General features: G+C 55.5%; 17 protein-coding genes and 2 other RNA genes. 10 read left to right on the top strand and 9 right to left on the bottom strand.

From position 1 onward, the window contains the following. Positions 1-168: 168 nt before the first annotated feature. The 5 genes from ffs (DYL61_RS08790) to DYL61_RS08770 all read left to right on the top strand — a co-directional run bounded on the left by ffs (DYL61_RS08790) (position 169) and on the right by DYL61_RS08770 (position 5,181). An RNA gene (gene ffs, locus DYL61_RS08790) (signal recognition particle sRNA small type) lies at positions 169-265 on the top strand. Positions 266-345: 80 nt separating this feature from the next. Further along, a complete protein-coding gene (locus DYL61_RS08785; protein ID WP_135308003.1) occupies positions 346-1,752 on the top strand; it encodes a site-specific integrase in 1,407 nt (468 codons plus the stop codon). 322 nt (positions 1,753-2,074) lie between these two features. Next, complete coding sequence (locus DYL61_RS08780) at positions 2,075-2,461, top strand: hypothetical protein (RefSeq protein WP_135308002.1); 387 nt, start codon at positions 2,075-2,077, stop codon at positions 2,459-2,461. A 40-nt stretch (positions 2,462-2,501) separates the two neighbouring features. Next, positions 2,502-4,463, top strand: coding sequence for a hypothetical protein (locus tag DYL61_RS08775; protein WP_135308001.1), 1,962 nt, complete (start codon positions 2,502-2,504; stop codon positions 4,461-4,463). Between the two features lie 187 nt (positions 4,464-4,650). Further along, positions 4,651-5,181 (top strand): UDP-N-acetylglucosamine acyltransferase, encoded by a 531-nt coding sequence (locus tag DYL61_RS08770; protein ID WP_135308000.1) that lies wholly within the window; start codon positions 4,651-4,653, stop codon positions 5,179-5,181. A 72-nt stretch (positions 5,182-5,253) separates the two neighbouring features. On the opposite strand, the gene DYL61_RS08765 is transcribed toward DYL61_RS08770, so the two are convergent. The 6 genes from DYL61_RS08765 to DYL61_RS08735 form a co-directional block, all read right to left on the bottom strand. Further along, positions 5,254-5,742, bottom strand: coding sequence for a ribonuclease H family protein (locus tag DYL61_RS08765; RefSeq protein WP_135307999.1), 489 nt, complete (start codon positions 5,740-5,742; stop codon positions 5,254-5,256). Between the two features lie 445 nt (positions 5,743-6,187). After that, the gene (locus tag DYL61_RS08760; protein ID WP_135307998.1) at positions 6,188-6,901 is read right to left on the bottom strand and encodes a hypothetical protein; all 714 of its coding nucleotides are present in this window, start codon (positions 6,899-6,901) and stop codon (positions 6,188-6,190) included. A gap of 787 nt (positions 6,902-7,688) precedes the next feature. Then, on the bottom strand, positions 7,689-8,063 hold the full coding sequence (locus DYL61_RS08750) for a hypothetical protein (protein ID WP_153227155.1): 375 nt from the start codon (positions 8,061-8,063) through the stop codon (positions 7,689-7,691). Between the two features lie 432 nt (positions 8,064-8,495). Beyond that, complete coding sequence (locus DYL61_RS08745; RefSeq protein WP_135307995.1) at positions 8,496-9,074, bottom strand: recombinase family protein; 579 nt, start codon at positions 9,072-9,074, stop codon at positions 8,496-8,498. A 163-nt stretch (positions 9,075-9,237) separates the two neighbouring features. After that, positions 9,238-9,477, bottom strand: a complete 240-nt coding sequence (locus tag DYL61_RS08740; RefSeq protein ID WP_135307994.1) for a hypothetical protein — start codon at positions 9,475-9,477, stop codon at positions 9,238-9,240. Between the two features lie 224 nt (positions 9,478-9,701). Further along, positions 9,702-12,206: a DEAD/DEAH box helicase gene (locus DYL61_RS08735; RefSeq protein ID WP_167497946.1), complete on the bottom strand. Its 2,505-nt coding sequence runs from the start codon at positions 12,204-12,206 to the stop codon at positions 9,702-9,704. A gap of 297 nt (positions 12,207-12,503) precedes the next feature. On the opposite strand from DYL61_RS08735, the gene ffs (DYL61_RS08730) reads away from it, so the two are divergent. Further along, positions 12,504-12,600, top strand: an RNA gene (ffs, locus tag DYL61_RS08730) — signal recognition particle sRNA small type. Between the two features lie 109 nt (positions 12,601-12,709). On the opposite strand, the gene DYL61_RS08725 is transcribed toward ffs (DYL61_RS08730), so the two are convergent. Then, positions 12,710-13,273 (bottom strand): hypothetical protein, encoded by a 564-nt coding sequence (locus DYL61_RS08725; RefSeq protein WP_135307992.1) that lies wholly within the window; start codon positions 13,271-13,273, stop codon positions 12,710-12,712. A 258-nt stretch (positions 13,274-13,531) separates the two neighbouring features. Here DYL61_RS08725 and DYL61_RS08720 point away from each other — a divergent pair, with 258 nt between their 5' ends. Together DYL61_RS08720 and DYL61_RS08715 are read left to right on the top strand one after the other, a co-directional pair. Further along, entirely contained in the window at positions 13,532-14,578 is a 1,047-nt protein-coding gene (locus DYL61_RS08720; RefSeq protein ID WP_135307991.1) for an N-acetylmuramidase family protein, read from the top strand. Position 14,579: 1 nt separating this feature from the next. Next, positions 14,580-15,170, top strand: a complete 591-nt coding sequence (locus DYL61_RS08715; protein ID WP_135307990.1) for a hypothetical protein — start codon at positions 14,580-14,582, stop codon at positions 15,168-15,170. Positions 15,171-15,186: 16 nt separating this feature from the next. Here the strand turns inward: DYL61_RS08715 and DYL61_RS08710 are convergent, their stop codons facing one another. Continuing rightward, on the bottom strand, positions 15,187-16,050 hold the full coding sequence (locus DYL61_RS08710; protein WP_135307989.1) for a LysR family transcriptional regulator: 864 nt from the start codon (positions 16,048-16,050) through the stop codon (positions 15,187-15,189). A 102-nt stretch (positions 16,051-16,152) separates the two neighbouring features. Between DYL61_RS08710 and DYL61_RS08705 the strand changes: the two genes are divergently transcribed. Beyond that, positions 16,153-17,052, top strand: coding sequence for a DMT family transporter (locus DYL61_RS08705; RefSeq protein ID WP_135307988.1), 900 nt, complete (start codon positions 16,153-16,155; stop codon positions 17,050-17,052). Here DYL61_RS08705 and DYL61_RS08700 read toward each other — a convergent pair. After that, on the bottom strand, positions 17,003-17,761 hold the full coding sequence (locus tag DYL61_RS08700; protein ID WP_135307987.1) for a substrate-binding periplasmic protein: 759 nt from the start codon (positions 17,759-17,761) through the stop codon (positions 17,003-17,005). The genes DYL61_RS08705 and DYL61_RS08700 overlap by 50 nt on opposite strands. Before the next feature lie 133 nt (positions 17,762-17,894). Between DYL61_RS08700 and dnaX the strand changes: the two genes are divergently transcribed. Further along, entirely contained in the window at positions 17,895-19,943 is a 2,049-nt protein-coding gene (dnaX, locus tag DYL61_RS08695; protein WP_135307986.1) for a DNA polymerase III subunit gamma/tau, read from the top strand. Positions 19,944-19,963: the final 20 nt, after the last annotated feature.

Genomic DNA, 19,963 nt, shown 5'->3' with positions numbered 1-19,963 from the left:
CTGGCATTAGGGCTTGCCCCCTCCCACATTGGTTAGTGATGATCACCAGGGCACTGGCAAGTGCTTGAACCCCTTTGATTTTTTAATCTGCCGCGAACGGTTGTAACTTCTGGTTAGATCGGTACAATGGCGCGGCTTGCCGAGAGGCAGGCGTCGTTATGGTGACCCCATCGGTCCCCCCGCAACGATTACCCGTGAACCTGGTCAGAGCCGGAAGGCAGCAGCCACAGCGGGAACATTGTGTGCCGGGGTGTGGCTGGTGGGGTTGCCTCCAATCATCCAAGTGATTGATTCTTAACGGTTTTTCACCCTTTACCACGCGGTGGTACAAGGAGTGATACATCCGTGTCGACCGTCCCGTCCTACCTTTTGCTGTCCCGCCACTCGGTCTACTACTTCCGAATCGTGGTGCCGGATGTCATTCGCCCGTTATTCCCCCAAAGAGAAATTCGTCGCTCCCTGCAAACTCGTTGCAAGCGGGAGGCGCTGATTCGTGGGCGTGACATTCTGGCCCAGGTCCAAGGCCTGTTCACGCAAGCGTTCCAAGGGAGTAGACCCTCTGTTGAGCTTCTGCGCGGAGCCTGGGAGGCAGGAGGCAAACGTCTTGCCTGTTGGGCGTCGTGGCTGCGTCAGCAGCAGTTGCTTGGCGTCGCTATGCCTTCGCCTGAAGCCTTACGGGAAACGCCCCCAGTAGCCGTACACGCATCCATAGCCCCGTCTTCCGTGATAGCAAAAGGGTCTGCACAGCAATCGCCTGGCTTCCTTGCGGTGGTCGACGAACAACTGGTCCAGCAGCGCCGGGAGGGCGTCGCGGTCAAGTCGCTAGACGACAAGCGTGCGGTAGCCGTGCTGCTGACCCGAATCATCGGTGACATGCCCATCGACCAGATAACCCGAAAGGACGCTCACCTGTTCCGAGAGACGGCGCTGAAGCTTCCGCCGCGCTTGTACCAGTTGCCGGACCAACCCCTTGAGCAGTCGATTGCGGAGGCGACCACGACCATCAGCGTTACGACGTTCAACAACTACGTGAAGAACTTGACGACCTTCTTTTCGTACGCGGTCAGGGAGGGCTATTGCAGTCGCAATCCGTTCGATGGTCTGCGTGTGCGTATTCGGCGCAAGGTCAGCGAGGAACGAAGTGCTTTCAGTGCCGAGGACCTGAAGGCTTTGTTTCATACAGCCACGTATGCGCCGGCCCATGGTGGTAAACCAAATCAATACTGGCTCCCTCTCCTGGGGCTCTATACGGGGGCCAGGCTCAACGAACTGTGCCAGCTTTACACTGACGACGTGGTGACTATCGACGGTATCGCCTGCATCCACATACGGGCTACGAGGCCGGACCAGAAGCTAAAGACGCCGTCATCCGAGCGACTTGTGCCGATCCATTCCAAGCTTTTGGCATTGGGTTTCCTAGAGTACGTGACGAAGGTGAAAGAGGCGGGCAACGAGCGTGTGTTCTCGGAGCTGACTTGCCATAAGAAGCACGGTTACAGTGCCGCGCCGTCGAAGTGGTTTACTCGGGTACGTGAGCAGTTAGGCTTCCGCGATGACTCTTCCAAGAAGGACTTTCACAGCTTCCGCCATACCTTGGCTGACCACCTCAAACAAAAAGGGATAGCTGAAGCACTTGTCGGTGGCGTGTTGGGGCATCAGGCCGGCGGGATCACATTTGGTCGCTATGGGAAGGACTTCAGGCCGGACGTATTGGCGCCTGTAATTGAGTTGGTGACCCTTGAGTCGTTCTAGAGCACTTTGGGTCGGTTACTGCGCAAATGCATTTGTGTGTTATGTCAGGTGCCCTTGCTGTCATCGGCTAGCTTCCAGAGCGCCGACCCGGGATTACAACTTTTGTTGAACATTCCGTCGATCGGGATGGCCTTGAACTTGGCGTATAGTGTTGATGGGACGAGCATGGGCTGTTCGAAATGACAGCCAGCGGGTTTCAAAGACAGGTCGATGTAATGGGGGCTGTTTTGATGGGTGAGAATAGGGTCGACTTCGTAGGTGTGTCGGGCGCGCTGGATAGCTATTTATTGCATCCGGCTCGATTTCAAGGGAGGGCCCAGTAATGGCCGACGCAAGCGAAGAAAAGGGTGAGCAATGGCAATGGATGGCGGCCGAAAACTTAGCTGACCATTTGGTTCCGCTGCTTAAGCACCATGACGTCAAGTGGCGCGGGCATGGGATCATCTATATTGACCACCAGCATGACAACATCTGCATCGCGCAACAATTACTCGTGGATTTAAGTATCAGCCTCGGTGCGCCTATTTCTTTGGTGCGCTCTAGGTTGGTTGAGTTGGGCTGGCTCAAAGACATCCGCAGTGCTTTGCCCATTCAGAATAATGTCAGGCGTGGAGTTGAGAGTCTTGCACCTTGGGCCCTGGATTCCGATGAGGAAGATGAAGATGAAGAGGATGACCCTGATATGAGCGAAGACCATGACCGGGACTGATCTTGTGATGCGTCCTGTTTTTTCTTGTCTATGAGGTTTTATGCTCCCGGAACATTTTGATTTATCTGGCCCTGTGTTCTTGCCCATCACGGAGGAAACCTGTGCTGGCTTGTTGGCTATCCAGGGTGTAAGTGCACTTAACGCCATGACTGATCCGGAACTGGCGGCGATGTTGGTCATCCAGAATCTGGCTCAGGCAGCAGAAAAAGACCTCAATTCTGGTGCGGCTGAGACAGTGTTGTCCAAACTCATTGCATGGGCGGTCGACTCCCGACATTCAGGGTCTTCAGGGTTGTTATCAGAAGCGCAGCGGTTGTTCGATCCACGGAAGTTGTACTTCGGTCTGAACGCCCTCAAAGACTTGAATCTGCGCTTTCTTCTAGTAGATGAAGTATCGGCGAAGGATTACCTGCTGCCAGATGGTAAGTGGGATGTCGCGTACAAGGTTCGCCATCGTAGAAGCAACAACCCATTCAGCGAGCAGGTGGTTACACCCATACACCGTGAGCGTTGGCTGAGCGCTGCGCAAGACAAGTTGGTCAGGATTTTTCGCGCAAATTTGGACGAAGACCTGCATGTTCAGGGGTACGCGGGGATAGGCAAGAGTCACATGCTCGGTGCCTTGATGGAGTATCTGCGGCCAGAAAAAACGATATTACTGGCGCACACGCCTGGAAAGCTAGAAGCCCTTTGTGAGCGCATGGGAGGAACGCGTGACAGGAAAGCAGGTTGGACGTTCGGGAACTTTGCGCAGAGGCTACTGCATGTTCCTAGGGCTCAACCCGCAACTACGCCCGCCAGAATCCCCGGCAAGCAGAAGGTGGCGCAGGAACTGAATATCCTCGGTTTTCATAGCCATGATTCGCAAGCGACCGTTGATGTTTGCCTTAAGGTGATAGAACGCTTTTGTCGCTCCAGGGGACATAGTCTGTCGGCCAAGCATCTGCCTCATTTCAAGCAACCCTTGTCTAGCCTAGATGCCAAGGTGCTTCTTGAGTATTCGAGCCGGCTGTGGGGTTACCTTGAGGCAAACCCAGGTTGGGGCAGCCAGACCGGGTTCGAGGCATTGCTATTGATAAAGCGGGCGAGCCTCGCGGGCTGCGTGGTGCCTGCTCGCTATACACACGTACTCATTGACGAAAGTCAGGATGTTCCCGAGTCGCTATTGCAGATTATCGAACGGGGGCGTCAGGTGCTGATAACCCTGGGAGATGAATACCAGCAAGCAGGCGGTGTGCAGGTTCAAAGAAAGCGTGAGGTTCGGCAAAGTAATGTCAGCTACTCGGTGCGCTCAGGGCGCAATGTCGAGCGGCTGCTCAATCCTTTGATACTCCTACATACTCAGAAGAGTAAGGTCCCCTTCGAAGGTGCTCGTAATGCTGATGTAGGTATCGAAATGTACCCCGAAGGCTTCGTGCCGCCTGAAGGTTGTGTGGTGCTGACGGCGTCCCCTTGGGATACGGCAAAGTGGGCCATTCATTTGCACGACTCCAACTGTGCATTCAGTTTGTCGGACAAAAAGGCACAAGACGATCTTAGGCATTTCATGAGCACTGCTATCGCATTGTTCAAGCCGGATTTCTACAATCCCGAGCACAGTGAAACGGGGCCGCACCCGTACTTCAGCGATATGCCCGACTGGAAGCAGGTGCGAGATGCCAACCTGTTCGATGAGTCGTTTCTATGGGTGGAGGCCGAGCTGGAAAAAGGCTTTAAAGTTGCTGATTTGACCCGATTGAACAGGATGGTCGGCCGCTCTGGTAAGCGCTGCATGTTGATGATGGCAGAAGAGGCTGGGGGGATGGAGTTCAATCGAGTTCTGCTGACGCCCGAGTTGCTCACCAACGTGAAGTTCAAGGATGCTTATGAGTTCGATCAGAGGATCTGTGCCGTTTACATCGCAATCTCTCGTGCAAAGCAGCAGCTTTACGTTCCTTACGATGTGGTGGAATGGATTGAGTATCACAATTATCAGGGATTCCGCGAATCACATGGCTACTGATTGAGATCATCTTGGACAGCGCATACGTTGCTGCATGTAAATCAGTACCTCCAAGGAGGAGGTAGCGGGGAGGTCTAGGTCAATGCTTATGCGAACCCGCTCGATGTCGTCTGCGCCATGTCCATTGATATAGAACGTGCCCGAAATGTATCGGTATCATCCGCGCAACTAGGAAAGGGACTTCGATATGCTTAAGAGAATCACACTACTCGCCGTATTGGGTGCGACACTAACTGGTTGCGTCACCGCGCCGCCGACTAATTTTTCCGTTCCAGGCGTCCAGCGGGCCACCAGCCAGCAAGCAGTAGAACTCAAGGCTGTTTCTGTTTCCTATGGCCTCCCCAGCGAGCTTAAGGGCGACATTCCAACCTACGGTGAAGGTTTCCCCATCCTATGGGAGAAGTCGCTGGTGGAGGCGATGGACAAGGCTGGGGTGTTCAGCGACGACGCCCCGGACAAGGTCAACATCTTCGTAAAGGTACTGGAGCTAGATCCACCAGCCGGTGGCATCACCATGGTCACGCCCGCGCGTGCGCGCTACACCGTTGTGAGCCGCCGTACAGGGAAGACCCTGTTTGAAAAAGAAATCTACACGGAAGGGACTGTTCCGCCAGGCTACGCGTTTTCCGGTCTGGTTCGGCTCAAGGAATCGCTCAATAGATCGGTACAGGCGAACATTGCCCAATTCCTTCAGTCGCTGTCGGCCGTGAAGCTTTAGGTCAACCGGTTGGCCGGTAGGAGAAAAACGACAGGGGGATGGGCGTGCGTGTCCATCCCCCTTTTCTGTTTCTTACCTTGTAGTGCTAGCCACGGTCATTTCATGAAAGCACTCGCCGCTGGCCCCTAGGCAGGCCAGGGTGTCAGCTTCTTCGTTCCCTGGGTTGCCGGTATGACCTCCGACCCAAATGAACGTCACCTCCCGTTGCTGTATGAACTGGTCGATTTGCTCCCATAGGTCGCGGTGCTCGACAGGCTTTTTGTCACTCTTCTTCCAACCATTGGCCTTCCAGTTGGGCAGCCATTCGTTTGCCCCTTTGACCACAAGCTGAGAGTCGCTGTAGAGAGTGATAGGCATTGGCTTGTTGCACCGCTTCAGCGCCTCCACGGCTGCTAGCAGCTCGGCTCTGTTGTTGGTCTGGGGCTGGTCACGGGGGACCGGAGAGGCAAGTTTCAATGTCTTACCTTCGGGGTTAGTGATGTAGGCGCCCCAGCCTGCTTTGGCGTTGGGTTTACCGTTGTTCGGGCAGGCGCCGTCGACGTAAGCAATGTACGTGGTCATGGATTGATGTCCTTTGAAAGTGGGTGTGCAGTGGCGGACCAGATAGGTCTGTGTCTACTTAGTTAGGGTTTTTGCATTGAGGGCCGAAGCGCACCGGACCAAATCCCGACATAGGTATAGGTGGTCCGCTATGGTGAAAGACTAAGTTGTCGTTGGGGGAGGTGAGTCAGGGCGGCCGTGGTAGATGGCAGTGTCGAAGCGAAGCGCACGCGCTGTCGGCTGCCCAGCGAGGTCGACCAAGAAGTAACATGTTCTTAAGGGTTTTAGAGGTGCGTGTGCGTAGTCAATCTCATAAAAAGTAAAACTGACTATTTACTTTGATTGGAAACAAACAACCTAATCCCCCTTCGGCTGTCGGGATTGTTGGTCAGGCTCGCTGAATCCATACAGCGCGTGCGCTCCGCTTCGACACTGTCTGGCTCACGCCTGCCCTTGAAAGGCGGCGTCAGATGCATAACTGGTCAAATTCAGGAACGAAAAGGGATGGTTCATTGATGACTTGGTAGCCGGCACAGTGTCCGAGGCGCCGTTGAAGCGCTTGGGCGGTCGCTGCATTCCGTCTACACCTAGTCTCAACTGGCTCAGGGGTCGCTTTAGCGAAAGCCAAACAGACTAGTTCATTAGAAACCAGTTTGCTGGAGGTGTCGGGGAAACAAGACATGAACTCAGAAGCGTATTCTTGGGCTCGGTCTTGGAGGTGTCCAGCTAGCATGACCAGCATGTCATTTGCCGCCACTGGTGCTTGTCGTGGAAGCCACTCAGGAATGAATAATGCTTCCTTACCTTGGGCTTTCGCAGCTTCACTGGTCTGTTTCTTCAAGTAGCGAAGTTGATCGTCGGTCATGCTAAGTTTAAGTACCCCAGTCTTATCGTTTTTACACATGCCAAATAGCGCTCGAAGAGTCGGCCACATTTCCGAGTGGCGAACACCCTCAGGGCGAGTACTTAGGGCGGCCACGGCCTTGATAGCGGCGGCACGAGTCATTGTCCGTCCTAGATCAGAAGCAAGGGGATTATGGTCTTCTTCTTTCGACATTAAGTTCTTGATGTTTCGCACCTGGCGACGGGAAGCGCCCACGCTGTCTTGAATATCGCGCTCTGATGCATTGGCGGCTAGCAACCGGCGTATTTCTTGCTCCTGCTCGACAGTGATAGTCACGGTAGGTCCCTCCCTGGCCGCACTACTGGGCCCAGAGCAAGCCAGCAAGGCACATCCAGGTCAGATTTGAGAAGGTCGAGCATGTCGGTGTCGGTCCACGTAAGGCCGCTGACCAGGCCCAGTTCCAGGGCTTCAGCAAGCCGTGTATCGCGCCCTTTACGCCTGCTGATAGCAGTGGCGAGACGGGTAAGGCGGTCAAGGTGGTCCGCACGTAGGTGTAGATTGAGGCGCACAAGGCGCATGGGTTGTTTCATGGGATTGAGGTCCAGTGATAGCGAACGCCAAAGCCCCGCCGTGGTTGTCCTGGCAGGGTTGATGGGTCGTAGGAGGTGGGGTTGAGGTGCCGCCGGACGAGACGCCGGTGTGGGTTGCACAAGGAAGGGCCCTAATTCCTCCAGAGGTCGTTTCTAGGAGGTGACGGGTGCTTGATACAAGGACTGGCACTAATTACCGCTTTAGTGGCTGAAACCCAGCAGGACCAGGGGTACAGAGGATTCGGCGGGGTGTTGTGCGAAGGTGGAGAGTCTGCCAATTGTCTGAGCGCATTTGGCCCTTTTCACGCATTTGCTTGAAAGGAAAAGTTGACGCGAGACAGGAGTCTTATCCTGTGATAGCAAATGCAGGTGCCATGCCAGCCTTGGGGGATGGATTGCACTAAGGACGATTGCGCCAAAGCTGGGTGCGGTGACGGATTTCGCCATTACAATGAAGGGCGAAACACCGAGCGGAAAGCTGCCAAACTTAACAAACAGAAAAATGGACGGTCCGGCAGCTCCTGGTAGCCTGCCTAGCCTTTGACGGTGTTGAGCCCGTGATGAGTGTTGTCCAGAGGGGCTGGCGCCCTCCACCCGGCGCGCCAGACATTACGGTTAGCAGTAGCGTCACCGTCATGCTTGTACTTGTGTTCTGAACCACGGGCCTTCATGTGCGCCGGGAGAACTATAAGGCCCGTTTTGAGATATTCCTTAAGCAGGTGCTTGGCCTGGGTTATGACCTTCTTTCTTGGCAGTCCACCGTTCTTTGCTGCTCTGAGCGCAGAACCATTCATTTGAAGAGCCTTATAGATGCAAAGCTTGTGAAGAAGCCTGTAAGCACTCTCACCACCGCTGATTTTAACCCCAGCAGTTTTGAGCTCATCAATTACCAGTTGAAATGGATGCACATCTAAACCTCCAGCTTCGGCCTTCACACTCTAGATTTTCACGTCGGCTGACAACCCGCCTCACGTTCTTGAGCGTTGCGCCATTGGATTTGGCTGGGCGGTTTTCTTCGACATTTGGGCCCCGCCCAGGTTCTGGGAGAGCCATTTTTAGCAGCGTTGCAGACTTCGAAACAGTCTGTTTAGGAAGTGTGATAATGTTCAGTCTGTGACCTGTAACCCATTTAGCTACGGGCCTTAGTTATGCGTCGACGTCACGATCCCGGTTCCGGGATTGTCTATTCCTACTGGATTTAAGACAGTTTAGGCAGTCAGCGGCGAAGCTAGTCAGCATTACAACATGCTCAAGACCGCTTCCATGACTGATCCGGTGAAACCTGAAGCGTCTTTGTTCGTGATAGCTGTCGTCCCTCTGAGCGGAACTTATGAGCGCACTCAATCGACACTTTGGGAAGTTCTGCAAGCCCGTTTAACGGTGGCTATCGAAACTTTCCAGTGCTCAGCAGTAGCTGCAATGCTTGAGCCTGTCTCCTTCCTCCATGCGGCAATAGCCAGGTCGTCGTGTTTCTTGGGAGCACCCAGCTTTCGACCGTCGGCCTTGGCTTTCTCAATGCCGGCCATTTGTCGGGCCCGGATGTTCTCCCTCTCCAATTCGGCAACGCCGGCCAGGAGGGTCAGCATTAATTTCCCCGTAGGGCTGGATAGATCGAAGCCTTCCCGCATGGATATAACCGTGATTCCTTTAGACTTCAGTGCTTCGACCGTCTCCAAAACGTCGATTGTGCTCCGCCCCAGTCGGTCAATTGCGGAGACCACAACGATGTCGCCTTTCCTTGCGTAGCTGAACAGCGCTGAGAAGCCTTTCCGATGCAAAGCCTTCGTTGTGCCGCTTGTGGCTTCGTCGGTGAACCAGCCGTCATCCGAGACGTTATAGCGCTGGTTGATAGAGTGGCGCTGTGCCTCGACGGACTGACCATCGGAGCTGACGCGGGCATAGGCAATGGTGGCGGACATGGACGGCTTTACCTGGTTCAGAACATTAGCTCACAAATCTACGGCATGGCTCGCATAAAATCAACACATCTGAGCTAGCGTGGAGACGCCGAATCTTCATCACCGTCAAACGCCTCCCGGCTTAGCTCATAAGGTGTACTTACTGAGCTAGGCAATGTCGGACCTACTCATCTTCCTCATCTTCCTCATCTTCGTCATTGGAGCCTGAGGAGGGTGCCTCGTTATCTTCAACGTACTCTTCGCAGCCTGCATTGAAGGATGACGAAGGGGTGCTGCAGCTTGATGTGTCGTCGATTTCATTGTCTTCAGCCCATTGATACCCGGCATCATGGCCTTCCCCGGCTTGTGCTGTGTGCGGAAAAATGCTCAACAGCAGAGTTATTACAATTAGTTTTAGATTCATGCTAAGAGTCTCGGGGATACTCGTTGGTGATAAAGCTGTCAGTGGTTGAAATGTCAGGTTCTTTTAGGGGGGGAGGGGGGGATTTATGCATACGCTACACACTAAATGACATACAGATTTTTCCGGTAAAAATAGCTGTCGCGATAGTGTTTGGGAGCTTTAGCTATTTCCAATATTTAAAATTGCGCCCGCATTCACATTGGAAATGTATGAGGGCACAAATTTTATCTTAGTTCTTCAAGCTTTACAGTGTGCTGGGAGAGAAACTGTTCGGGGGAGATTTTGAACTCGTTCATTGTGATTGTCACGTTTTCTGGTGTGACAAAAACCGGACCTTGCTGGGAAAGTTTTACGCACGCTAAATGGAGGCCGTGAGCTAGTGCTATACAACCTGCCTCAAGCAACACTCGGGTCCCCTGTGGGTAGTGTGCGTCTCGGTCAGAAATGAAAACTTTTGCTGCTGTTATCGGAACTATTCTGTCTGCGTATATTGGGAAGCTTTCCTTTGCCCATTGGATGCTGTCGTGAAGTTGTCCACTATCCGATTTGTGCAAGGTTTTTTGATTCTCGTTTTTTACTTCGATAACGAAAAGATAATTTCCCCAAAACCATATGACGTCGGGGCCTATAGAGAAGTCTATTTCTGGCCTGGACGAGTCTGCACCTAATGCCTGTCCAAGTTCCATTATTGATTTCTCAACTGCGCGGAACTTCTGATTGAAACCTAGTGAACCCTCTATTTTGGATGCCTGTATTACAGCTGCATTGGCAGGCGAGAACTCTCTAAACCATGCGCAGAGTTTTTCTGCTGCGGTCTTCGCGCCTGGGGATATGGGTTTTTTAGGCGCGAGTGGCGGGAGCGCTACGGACCTGCAGTAACTACGAGCTGCTTGCTGAATCTGCATCGACTCAGAGGGGTCTATGTAATAGGTGATTCGCGATAGTCTTTGGAGATATATTCCAAGTTCCTCGCCTTCAACTTTTGCAAGGTTCAATGCTGCCCGAAAGTTTGGTATCGCTTCAGCGGCTCTGTTGGCAGCCGCCTGTAAATGAGCTTCACGCTCACTAGTTGCTAACTGTATTTTCTTGCTAGATGGGGTGTGTGGGTTTTTAGGAGCGCTACGTATGCGAGAATTGTAGAATTTCTTCCACCCGGGATCACGTGTCAAACACTGATTTATAACCTGCTCAAAAGAAGATTTGTAATCCGCCGTCGAAGATTTAACCAGCTCGGCCAGTTCTACAGATAGCTCTAGTTGTGCGCGAGTCTCGTCAGTCAGAGCTCCAAGTACTTCAGTGCGCCCGATATATGTGGCTAGGTCTTGTCCCACCAATAGCACCAATGCGTAGTCTGCATGCGATCTTACTGCTCTACCCATACCTTGCTCAATACGGTAGACAGTTTTATTGCGTATGCCTCCAGGACTGAAAACCATTTGCGCATCGTTTTTATCTATTAGGTTTTCCCCGTATGGAACGCTGTCAATCACTAGGACTCTACACGCGTCATCAGCTAGATCAACTCCGTCATATCTCTGTGCGAAGACAGCGAAACTTAAACCAGAGGTGGGGTCTTTAAGGTTTTTAACTGCGTCGGTAAAGTCGTCCCCTGAAAAAAATTTAGCTCCTACTTTTTGCCACTCTCTACCTACTGGCTCACTTGAGGTGAGAATAACTACATTATGTTTTTTTGAAAGGGCTCGACAGAGCTCCATTAAATAATCTCTGTCTAGGTCAGGACTTATAAGTGCTGGCGCTAAAATCATTCGCTCGCCCAGACCCTGGTCTGATGGCGGGCAAATTGGAGTTAGCGCTGCAGATTGTTCGACCCCAAGTTCCCTTACGAGCAGAGAGTCATCAGCGAGTGTTGCGGACATAAATAACTTATGGTCTGCGCCATGGTAGGGTCTCAGTAAGTGTGCAGGAATGATCTCTGGAGAGATTTCAGCATGAGTTCCAGATAGTACGCAGCGGCAAAGCTTCAAGTTGTCCTCAAGGAAAGGCCAGACAAATATAAAGTTTTTATCCTCGGAGTAGACGTGTAGGTTGGTTCGTATTTCCTCCGAAAGATCAGACCAAATCCAATGAGGGACTTCGAAGATGGCCAGAGGGTCGTTTGTTTCGACGTCTGTCCACTTTGTTGAGTGATGTGCTCTGCAGCGGGACTCTAGAAGTCTTTTTAGCGACTCAAATGCATCCCCATGTACTTGAAGGGTGAACTGCTTTCTGACGATTTCAGAGCCGGCATGTGCGTCGTCTAAGACTATGGCTGTTGGTAATAGATTAACGTCCTGACGCAAGAAAGTAGACTTGGAGTTGAAAAGTTTTTCGTATGTGCAAACTAATATGGCATCTCCCCGAACGCAGGCGGCATGAGGGTACTTTTCTCCTGAGGGATAGTGGTGGGCCTGAATGCCAAGCTTAGATGCCTCTTGAAGTACTTGTTCAACTAGCTGAATTGTAGGGCAGAGATAAACTCCAGGTCTCTTTTCTTTTCTCATGTGGCCGAGCAAATAAAGAAGCCCTACGCCGGTTTTTCCCGCCCCTGTGCTTATTTTTAAAACTGTGTCTTTTTCCTCGTGACGAGATGTAAGCTCTTGCATTGCTTCTCGTTGAGACGTGCGGGGCTCAGTGTGAGTGCTTTTCACGTCTAGAGATGAATACAGCTTCAGGAGATCGTAATCAGTTGTCTCCTTTGCTTTTCCAGCCAAACTGCCAAAGTCAATCATAGAATCCATTCCTCATATCAGTTAGCTCATATACAGACGCCTTCATGCTGGATACAGGCGTTTGCATGGATAAAGCTAAACTAGCTGAGGGTCGCTTTCAGCACAATGTCAAAATGACATACGTGGTACAAAAGGGAGTCAAACCGGTGGTACAAATCGCTTGCCATGCCTCCCCACCTTCACCATACAATGCCGCCAAATTCACATCCGCCAGCGTGACGTGAAGAACCGAATTTGAGAGTCCTTTTGATTTGAATGGCGCGGCTTGCCGAGAGGCAGGCGTCGTTATGGTGACCCCATCGGTCCCCCCGCAACGATTACCCGTGAACCTGGTCAGAGCCGGAAGGCAGCAGCCACAGCGGGAACATTGTGTGCCGGGGTGTGGCTGGTGGGGTTGCCTCCATAACGCTCTTCCTGCAACACCCACCAAAATCCCATTTCTTAAAGATGCTTTGCCGGCAATCATTGCCTGCGAATCGATTATTGCTGTGCGCTTAACGGTATTACGGCCGGTAGAGCGGAAAAGCTTCGATCAGTGGCGGTATCTCCTGGCCTATCTCTATGGCGGCGTCAGCGGGGTTTTTCGGTTTTGGAATATTCCTGGCGAAGTGAAAGATGATGGTCTGGCCAGTGGCGCCGTCCTTGTAATACTTGAAATAGCTGATCTCCGAGAATTGCCCGTCTGTGCGCAGTGAGTTGGGATAAAACATCATCGCGTAATCGACCCCGGTCTTGTTGTCTGTCAGTAACATCGCCGGCAGGTTCGGGTTTTCCTTCTGATGAAGCGCGATCGCGCGTTTGCCGATGTCGAGGGGCTTGAGATGGTTCATTTCGCGCGGGACGACGGTGAAGTCGACCATTTCAGTCCAGGCATCAACGCTTTCTTCGGCGGGGAAGTACTCCCAGAGGCCCGGTTTCTGGAATTTCAGGACGTAGGTCTTGCCGCCGAAGTCCACCGATTTGGTCTCGGCAATCGAAGGGCTTGACGGGGTGGAGACGTTGGCAAGCTGCGTGGCGCAGCCGCAGAGAAGGAACAGGGCAGACAAAACGAGCAGTGGGGCTTTCATTTCAATCCTTGAAAGTGGGGGACCGGGAAAATTGCGCGACTGACAGTAGCGCAACGCGTCCTCCAATACTGCGTTTAAATCAAAATGCTGGCTTTTTCGAAGAGGTGCGTGAGGGTTCTTTCACAACTTTCAACCTCGCCACTTTACAAGAAAAAACCACCTTGTTAGTTTGCGCCCGCCACTTGTTTCTGAATGTGACGGTGGCGCAGGATTGATATTGAAGTGCTATCACTTCTTTAACTAACAAGGATGTCTGTGATGAAAAGCCTGCAAGGGTTGCCCAGTCTTATCCGCGCTTCGGTAGGCGCTCCCGGTAAAGCCCGTAACTTGCCTGCCGATGTTCAGTGCATCCAGTATTTGTTCAACCTGATCATTCCCAAGCTGGGTTTTCCACTGGTCGAAAACGGCAAGTGCGACGGCCAGTTGGTGCAGTGCATCAGCCAATACCAGTTCCGCCATCTCAAGTACGCACACCCCGATGGCGTGATCGACCCCACCGGTCGCACCTTCAACAGCCTGATCGAAGAGGCGGTGAAAGTGCCGGTGAAGGCCTTTCCGGGCATGCGTATTCCCAGTTTTCTGAATGTGTTCGCGACCCACCAGGGTGATGCGGTGCAGGCCACGGTCAATGTGTATCTGGACCGCATGCGCGCGATGATCGAGGCCGAGCGGCGTAACCGGCAGTTGATGTTGCAGCCCATGTGTGACGGCGGCACGAGCCTCAGTGAGACCGACTTCCAGAGCGCCGCCACGCAGTTGGGCAGTGGTATTTCGGTGAATATCATCAAGGCCTTCGCCACCGTGGAATCCGGCGGGCGTTCGGGGTTCGGGCCGGCCAAGTTGCCGGTGATCGCGTTTGAAGGGCACTTGTTCCGCAAGTACACCAAACACATTTACGACCAGGCACACCCGCTGCTGTCGTACCCCTACAAGAAAAAGGCCGGGCCGCAGTGGCAAACCAATAACAAGGACCAGACCAAGGCTTGGGAAACCATGGCAACCGCATTTGCCCTGGACCAGGAAGCGGCATTGAAGTCGGCGTCCTGGGGCATGTTCCAGATCATGGGCTTTAACTTTGCGTCCTGTGGTTACAAGACCGTCTTTGAGTTCTCGGCGGCGTTAAAAGTGAATGCGGGCAACCAACTAAAGGCGTTTCTCGGCTTTTGCAGCAAGAGCCCCGCGTTGATGAAAGCCATGAAGGCTAAAGACTTTACCGGCATGGCCCGTAACTATAACGGCGAGGACTACGGCAACTACGACGTCCTTATGCAAAAAGCCTACGAAAAACTGGAAGGGAAAAAATAAGATGATGCGTTTTCTAGCAGTGGGTGTGTTGTCGTTGTGTGCCGCTGTACCGGCGATGGCGGGTTCGACCGCGTTGCATTCGGGCAAGTACGAGGGGCTGATGCTGGCCGTCACGCCGGACCGTCAGGTGGAGGGTTTCTACTCGGAAGAAATGGGCGAGGGCGTCACCCGCAGTTGCGCGTTCTACCTGCAAGGCAAACCGGGCGCGCTGACCACTTGGCTCGATGACGCCTACCCTGGCAGCGTGACGCCTTCCTCTGACGGCGTGACCCTGACCGTGGCGCAAGGCCGCCAGCATCCCGGCTGCATCAACGTATTGATGCCGGAGATCGCGACGGGCATGGACCTCAGCCAGACCGCCAACACGAAATGGATCGGCCTGGTCACGGTGTCCGCCGACAAGGCTTACCTGCTGAAAAAACCTGGCGTCAAAGCCACCAAGCGCCCGTATATCGTCAAGGATGATGTGGTCGGCGTGCTGGCCTTCAAGGATGGCTGGGCCCAGGTCGAGTTCATCAATGCCGACGAGCGTTCGTTCACCGGCTGGATCAGCCAGGATCAGTTCCGCCGGTTGGTTGCACCTAAAAGCTGATTCCTATGGCATTGGGTCAGCCGAAGGTTTCGCGCAGTAACCCCGCAAACGCGTCCCGCGCCAGATGCCGTTGGGTGTCCTTGTTCCAGAACAGCAGGTTGTCCACGGCCTGCAACTCTTCGAACCGGTACGACGCCAACTGGTTGGCCTGTTCATAACGCGCCAGGATGCCCTCCGGCGCCAATGCCACGCCGATGCCCGCGCTCACGCAGCCGATGATCGTGCCCCAACTGGCATAGCTGGCGATGCTGGGTTTGAAATCGTGGGGCTTGACCCAGTTTTCCAGCGCCGCCCGGTACGGGCAGCCCGGCGGCCATACCAACAGCGTGCGGCCGGCCAGGTCGGCGGCGTTGTGGATCGGTTCGCTGGACGCGCTGGCGATCAGCACCAGGCGTTCGCGGTAGACCACGCTGTGTTCGAGCTTGGCGCGTTTGCCGCCGGACGCCACCAGCGCCACATCCAGGCGGTGGTGTTGCAGGTCATCGAGCAATTGGCTCCAGGCGCCGGTCACCAACTCCAGGGATACGTCCGGGTAGCGCCGGTGATATTCCGCCAACAGCGGCGGCAGACGGCCGCTGGCGCTGGACTCCACCGCGCCGATGCGCAGGGTGCCACGGGGAATGGCGGTGGCGTCCACGGCGCGCTTGGACTCGTCCACCAGCGCCAGGATGCGCTCGCAATACTCCAGAAAGATCTCCCCGGCGGCACTGATGGCCAGCCCACGCCCGGCGCGGATAAACAGCGGCGTGCCCAATTCGCTTTCCAGTTGCTTGATGCGCGTGGTGATGTTGGACGGTACGCAATGCAGCTGCACGGCGGCCTGGGCCACGCTGCCGGTTTGCGCCACGGCTCGCACCATTTTCAGTTGGGCCAGTTCCATTGCTCAGTTCCAATGATTTCAGAAGTCAGAAACGGTTAATTGTCCTACGCCTTGCCCGGCCCAAGACTGACGGCATTCCTTCTCTGTTTCTGGATACCGTCAATGAATACCCCGTCACCCGTGAAGCTTACGCTAGTCACCGCCAGCGTGATCCTCTGCTGGGCTTATTCGCCGATTGGCGTGCATATGGGCCTGCATAGCTACAGTCCCGGCCAGTTGGCGCTGCTGCGGTTTCTGATTGCATCGGTGTTTATGGGCGGCGTGGCGTGGGTGATGGGCATAGGGCGACCGCGCTTGCGGGATTTGCTGTGGTTGCTGGTATTGGGTTTTTTCGGCGTGTTTCTGCACCACAGCAGCCTTAATTACGGGCAGCAATTCGTCACGGCGGCCGCGTCCAGCGTATTGGCGCAATCGGCGCCGTTGTTCAGTGTGTTGATCGCATTTTTTGCCTTGAAAGAACGGGTCAGCGCCTGGCGTTGGGGCTGTGTGCTGTTGGGGTTGCTGGGCGTATTGGTGGTGATCTGGGGCGATCAGGGCGTGGGTGATATCGACCCGCGCGGCCTGCTGATCCTGCTGGCGGCGGTATCGTGGAGCGTGTATTTCGCCCTCCAGAAACACTATGCCCATCGCTACAGCCCGCTGACCATGACGTGTTACATGGTGTGGGCCGGCACCTTGATGCTGCTGGTCAACCTGCCAGGCTTGTCCGCCGCCGTGATGCAGGCACCGTTGCCGGAGAACCTGGCGGTGTTGGTGCTGGGTATTTTCCCGAGTGCCTTGGCGTACCTGGCGTGGGGCTATGTGTTGAAGCATGTCGAGGTCAGTCGAGCAGCGGTGGCGATGTATGTGATCCCGCCAGTGGCGATGGTGATGGCGGCGACCTTGCTCGGCGAACATATCGCCTTGCAAGTGGTGATGGGCGCGATGATCGTGTTGGCCAGTGTGGCGGCGATCAGTCTGGAGGGGCGCTGGGGGCGGTCTCCCCGGTGTACAACCGGATAATGTCATCGATCTCGCCGGACATCTTCATGCGCAGCAGGGTACGCAAAATGCGCTGCACCGGCACATTCGGGTCGTTACGTACGGTGCAGCCCAGGCTTTGTTCCTCAATCACCGCGACTTTATGCAGGCGCCGACCGGTTGGCAGGCTTTGGTTGAAGCGGTCGAGAGTCCATTCGTTGGTGACCGCGTACTGGAAGCGCCCGGCGACCAGCTTGTGCAGCACTTGTTCTTCGCTGCGCGCGTCGTCGCGGATGAGCTGGCCTTTGGCAAACAGCGGGTCGAGGGTGGTGTAGCGGTAGTTGAGCACTGTGCCGATCAGCTGCGGCGCCAGCTTATCTACCTGCACCGTTTGCGCCGGGACATGGGCGGCGACCAGCAGGTTGCGCTGTACCAGCAGCGGTACGCTCCAGGTGTAGTCGCCGGACATGTTCTCAATCCACGACTGGGCCACATAACAACGCACATCAATGTCGCCGTGCTCCATGGCCGAAGAGATACGCGCTCGGGCCAGTACATGGAATTCGGCTGGGTGCCCGACCTGAGTGGCCAGGCTCGACATCAGGTCGTACAGGATGCCCTGGGTGGGCTGGCCGTTGTCCAACTGCACCATGGGCATCGCCCAGCTGTCGGAAACCGAGAAGCGCAGCGGTGCGGGGGCTGCGAGGCTCGCCGTGGTGATCATCCATAAAGCGCCCAGGACTACGCGCATACACTCTCCGGGTTCAGGCCTTTTCGGGGCCAGCCCACAGAGCTTAGTCAGATTAGGCGAGCGTGCCGGATGCAATTTCCCCCTTGCTCCGCTAGCATTACCGGCTTCTGTTTCCCAGTTGCGACGGTTTTCGATGAGTTATCAGGTTCTTGCACGTAAATGGCGTCCGCGCTCGTTCCGCGAAATGGTCGGCCAGACCCATGTGCTCAAGGCTCTGATCAATGCCTTGGACAGCCAGCGGCTGCACCACGCCTACCTGTTCACCGGCACCCGTGGGGTGGGCAAGACCACCATTGCGCGCATCATCGCCAAATGCCTGAACTGTGAAACCGGTATCACTTCCACGCCGTGCGGCACCTGTTCAGTGTGCAAGGAAATCGACGAAGGGCGCTTTGTCGACCTGATCGAGATCGACGCCGCGAGCCGTACCAAGGTCGAGGACACCCGTGAACTGCTCGACAACGTGCAGTACGCGCCCAGCCGTGGCCGCTTCAAGGTCTACCTGATCGACGAAGTGCACATGCTCTCCAGCCATTCCTTCAACGCCTTGTTGAAAACCCTGGAAGAGCCGCCGCCCTACGTGAAGTTCATCCTGGCCACCACCGACCCGCAGAAACTTCCTGCAACTATTCTGTCGCGGTGCCTGCAGTTCTCCCTGAAAAACATGACCCCTGAGCGGGTGGTCGAGCATTTGACCCACGTGCTCGGCGTCGAGAACGTACCCTTCGAAGACGACGCGCTGTGGCTGCTTGGCCGCGCCGCCGATGGTTCGATGCGCGATGCCATGAGCCTTACCGACCAGGCCATCGCCTTTGGTGAGGGCAAGGTCATGGCCGCCGACGTGCGCGCCATGCTCGGCACCCTCGACCATGGCCAGGTGTTTGACGTGTTGCACGCGCTGATCGAAGGCGATGCCAAGGCGTTGCTCGAAGCCGTGCGCCACCTCTCGGAGCAAGGTCCGGACTGGAACGGCGTACTGTCGGAAATCCTCAATGTGTTGCACCGCGTTGCCATCGCCCAGGCCCTGCCGGAAGGTGTCGACAACGGCCATGGCGACCGTGACCGCGTGCTGGCCCTGGCCCAGGCGCTGCCGGCCGAAGATGTGCAGTTTTACTACCAGATGGGCCTGATCGGTCGCCGGGACTTGCCCCTGGCGCCGGAGCCGCGCGGTGGCTTTGAAATGGTCATGCTGCGGATGCTGGCCTTCCGGCCCGCCGACTCGGCAGACGCGCCGAGACAGCCGCTAAAGCCAGTGGGGATCAGCCAGGCCACAGTTGATTCCGCCAAACCAGTGGCTGGCGCGGCGGTGGTTGCGCCAGTGGTTGCTGCGCCTGTGCCAGAGCCCGTGCCCGTTGTGGCGGCGCCTGTGGTTGAGCCGGAACCGGTTGTCGTGCCCGAGCCAGAACCCGTGGTCGATTTGCCCTGGAACGACCCGGTAGACGCCGAGGTCGAGCCTGAGGTCGAGCAACAGCCTGCGGTGGAGCCCGTGCTGGAGACCACCGGCGAGCAGCCCGAACTCACGCCGATGCCCACGCCGACCCCGGACAGCGTGGTGCCGGACGCGCCGGAGTGGGTGTCTGCGCCGGTGCCCGAGCCGACCGTTGCCCAAGTGGAGGCAGCGGTTCCCGGCATCGATGACGACGAGCCGCCGCTGGACGAAGACTACATCGAGCCGGACATGGATTCGGCCTACAGCTACCTGGACGACCTGGCCAGCGAACACACCGCCGAGCCGGCCCCGGAGCCTGAACCCGAGCCCGCTGCGGCGCCGGCCACCGGCCTGGCCCTGCAATGGCTGGAGCTGTTCCCGAAACTGCCGATCTCCGGCATGACCGGCAGCATCGCCGCCAACTGCACGCTGATCTCCATCGAAGGCGACCACTGGCTGTTGCACCTGGACCCGGCCCATAGCGCCCTGTTCAACGCCACCCAGCAACGTCGCCTCAACGATGCCCTGAACCAGTACCATGAGCGCACGCTGACCATCGCCATCGAGTTGATCAAGCCTGAGCAGGAAACCCCGGCCCAGGCCGCGACACGCCGACGTATCAACCGCCAGCGCGAAGCCGAAGACTCGATCCACGCTGATCCGCTCATCCAACAAATGATGCAACAGTTCGGTGCGGTGGTCCGCCACGATACTATTGAACCTGTCGAAGCCCCGGTGCCCCAGGCATCCTGACACCGGGCGACTAACTTGAT

Origin of the sequence: Pseudomonas nabeulensis (assembly GCF_004682045.1) — a bacterium.
GTDB classification, from domain to species: Bacteria; Pseudomonadota; Gammaproteobacteria; order Pseudomonadales; family Pseudomonadaceae; genus Aquipseudomonas; species Aquipseudomonas nabeulensis.
This window is presented reverse-complemented; position numbering and strand designations above follow the sequence as displayed.

Bases quoted from the DNA above. Each gene is read 5' to 3' on its own strand.
- DYL61_RS08735 (WP_167497946.1), bottom strand. From the start codon at position 12,206: ATGATTGACTTTGGCAGTTTGGCTGGAAAAGCAAAGGAGACAACTGAT.
- DYL61_RS08770 (WP_135308000.1), top strand. From the start codon at position 4,651: ATGCTTAAGAGAATCACACTACTCGCCGTATTGGGTGCGACACTAACT.
- DYL61_RS08705 (WP_135307988.1), top strand. From the start codon at position 16,153: ATGAATACCCCGTCACCCGTGAAGCTTACGCTAGTCACCGCCAGCGTG.
- DYL61_RS08700 (WP_135307987.1), bottom strand. From the start codon at position 17,761: ATGCGCGTAGTCCTGGGCGCTTTATGGATGATCACCACGGCGAGCCTC.
- DYL61_RS08715 (WP_135307990.1), top strand. From the start codon at position 14,580: ATGATGCGTTTTCTAGCAGTGGGTGTGTTGTCGTTGTGTGCCGCTGTA.
- DYL61_RS08725 (WP_135307992.1), bottom strand. From the start codon at position 13,273: ATGAAAGCCCCACTGCTCGTTTTGTCTGCCCTGTTCCTTCTCTGCGGC.
- DYL61_RS08780 (WP_135308002.1), top strand. From the start codon at position 2,075: ATGGCCGACGCAAGCGAAGAAAAGGGTGAGCAATGGCAATGGATGGCG.
- DYL61_RS08775 (WP_135308001.1), top strand. From the start codon at position 2,502: ATGCTCCCGGAACATTTTGATTTATCTGGCCCTGTGTTCTTGCCCATC.
- DYL61_RS08745 (WP_135307995.1), bottom strand. From the start codon at position 9,074: ATGTCCGCCACCATTGCCTATGCCCGCGTCAGCTCCGATGGTCAGTCC.
- DYL61_RS08710 (WP_135307989.1), bottom strand. From the start codon at position 16,050: ATGGAACTGGCCCAACTGAAAATGGTGCGAGCCGTGGCGCAAACCGGC.
- DYL61_RS08740 (WP_135307994.1), bottom strand. From the start codon at position 9,477: ATGAATCTAAAACTAATTGTAATAACTCTGCTGTTGAGCATTTTTCCG.
- dnaX (WP_135307986.1), top strand. From the start codon at position 17,895: ATGAGTTATCAGGTTCTTGCACGTAAATGGCGTCCGCGCTCGTTCCGC.
- DYL61_RS08720 (WP_135307991.1), top strand. From the start codon at position 13,532: ATGAAAAGCCTGCAAGGGTTGCCCAGTCTTATCCGCGCTTCGGTAGGC.
- DYL61_RS08765 (WP_135307999.1), bottom strand. From the start codon at position 5,742: ATGACCACGTACATTGCTTACGTCGACGGCGCCTGCCCGAACAACGGT.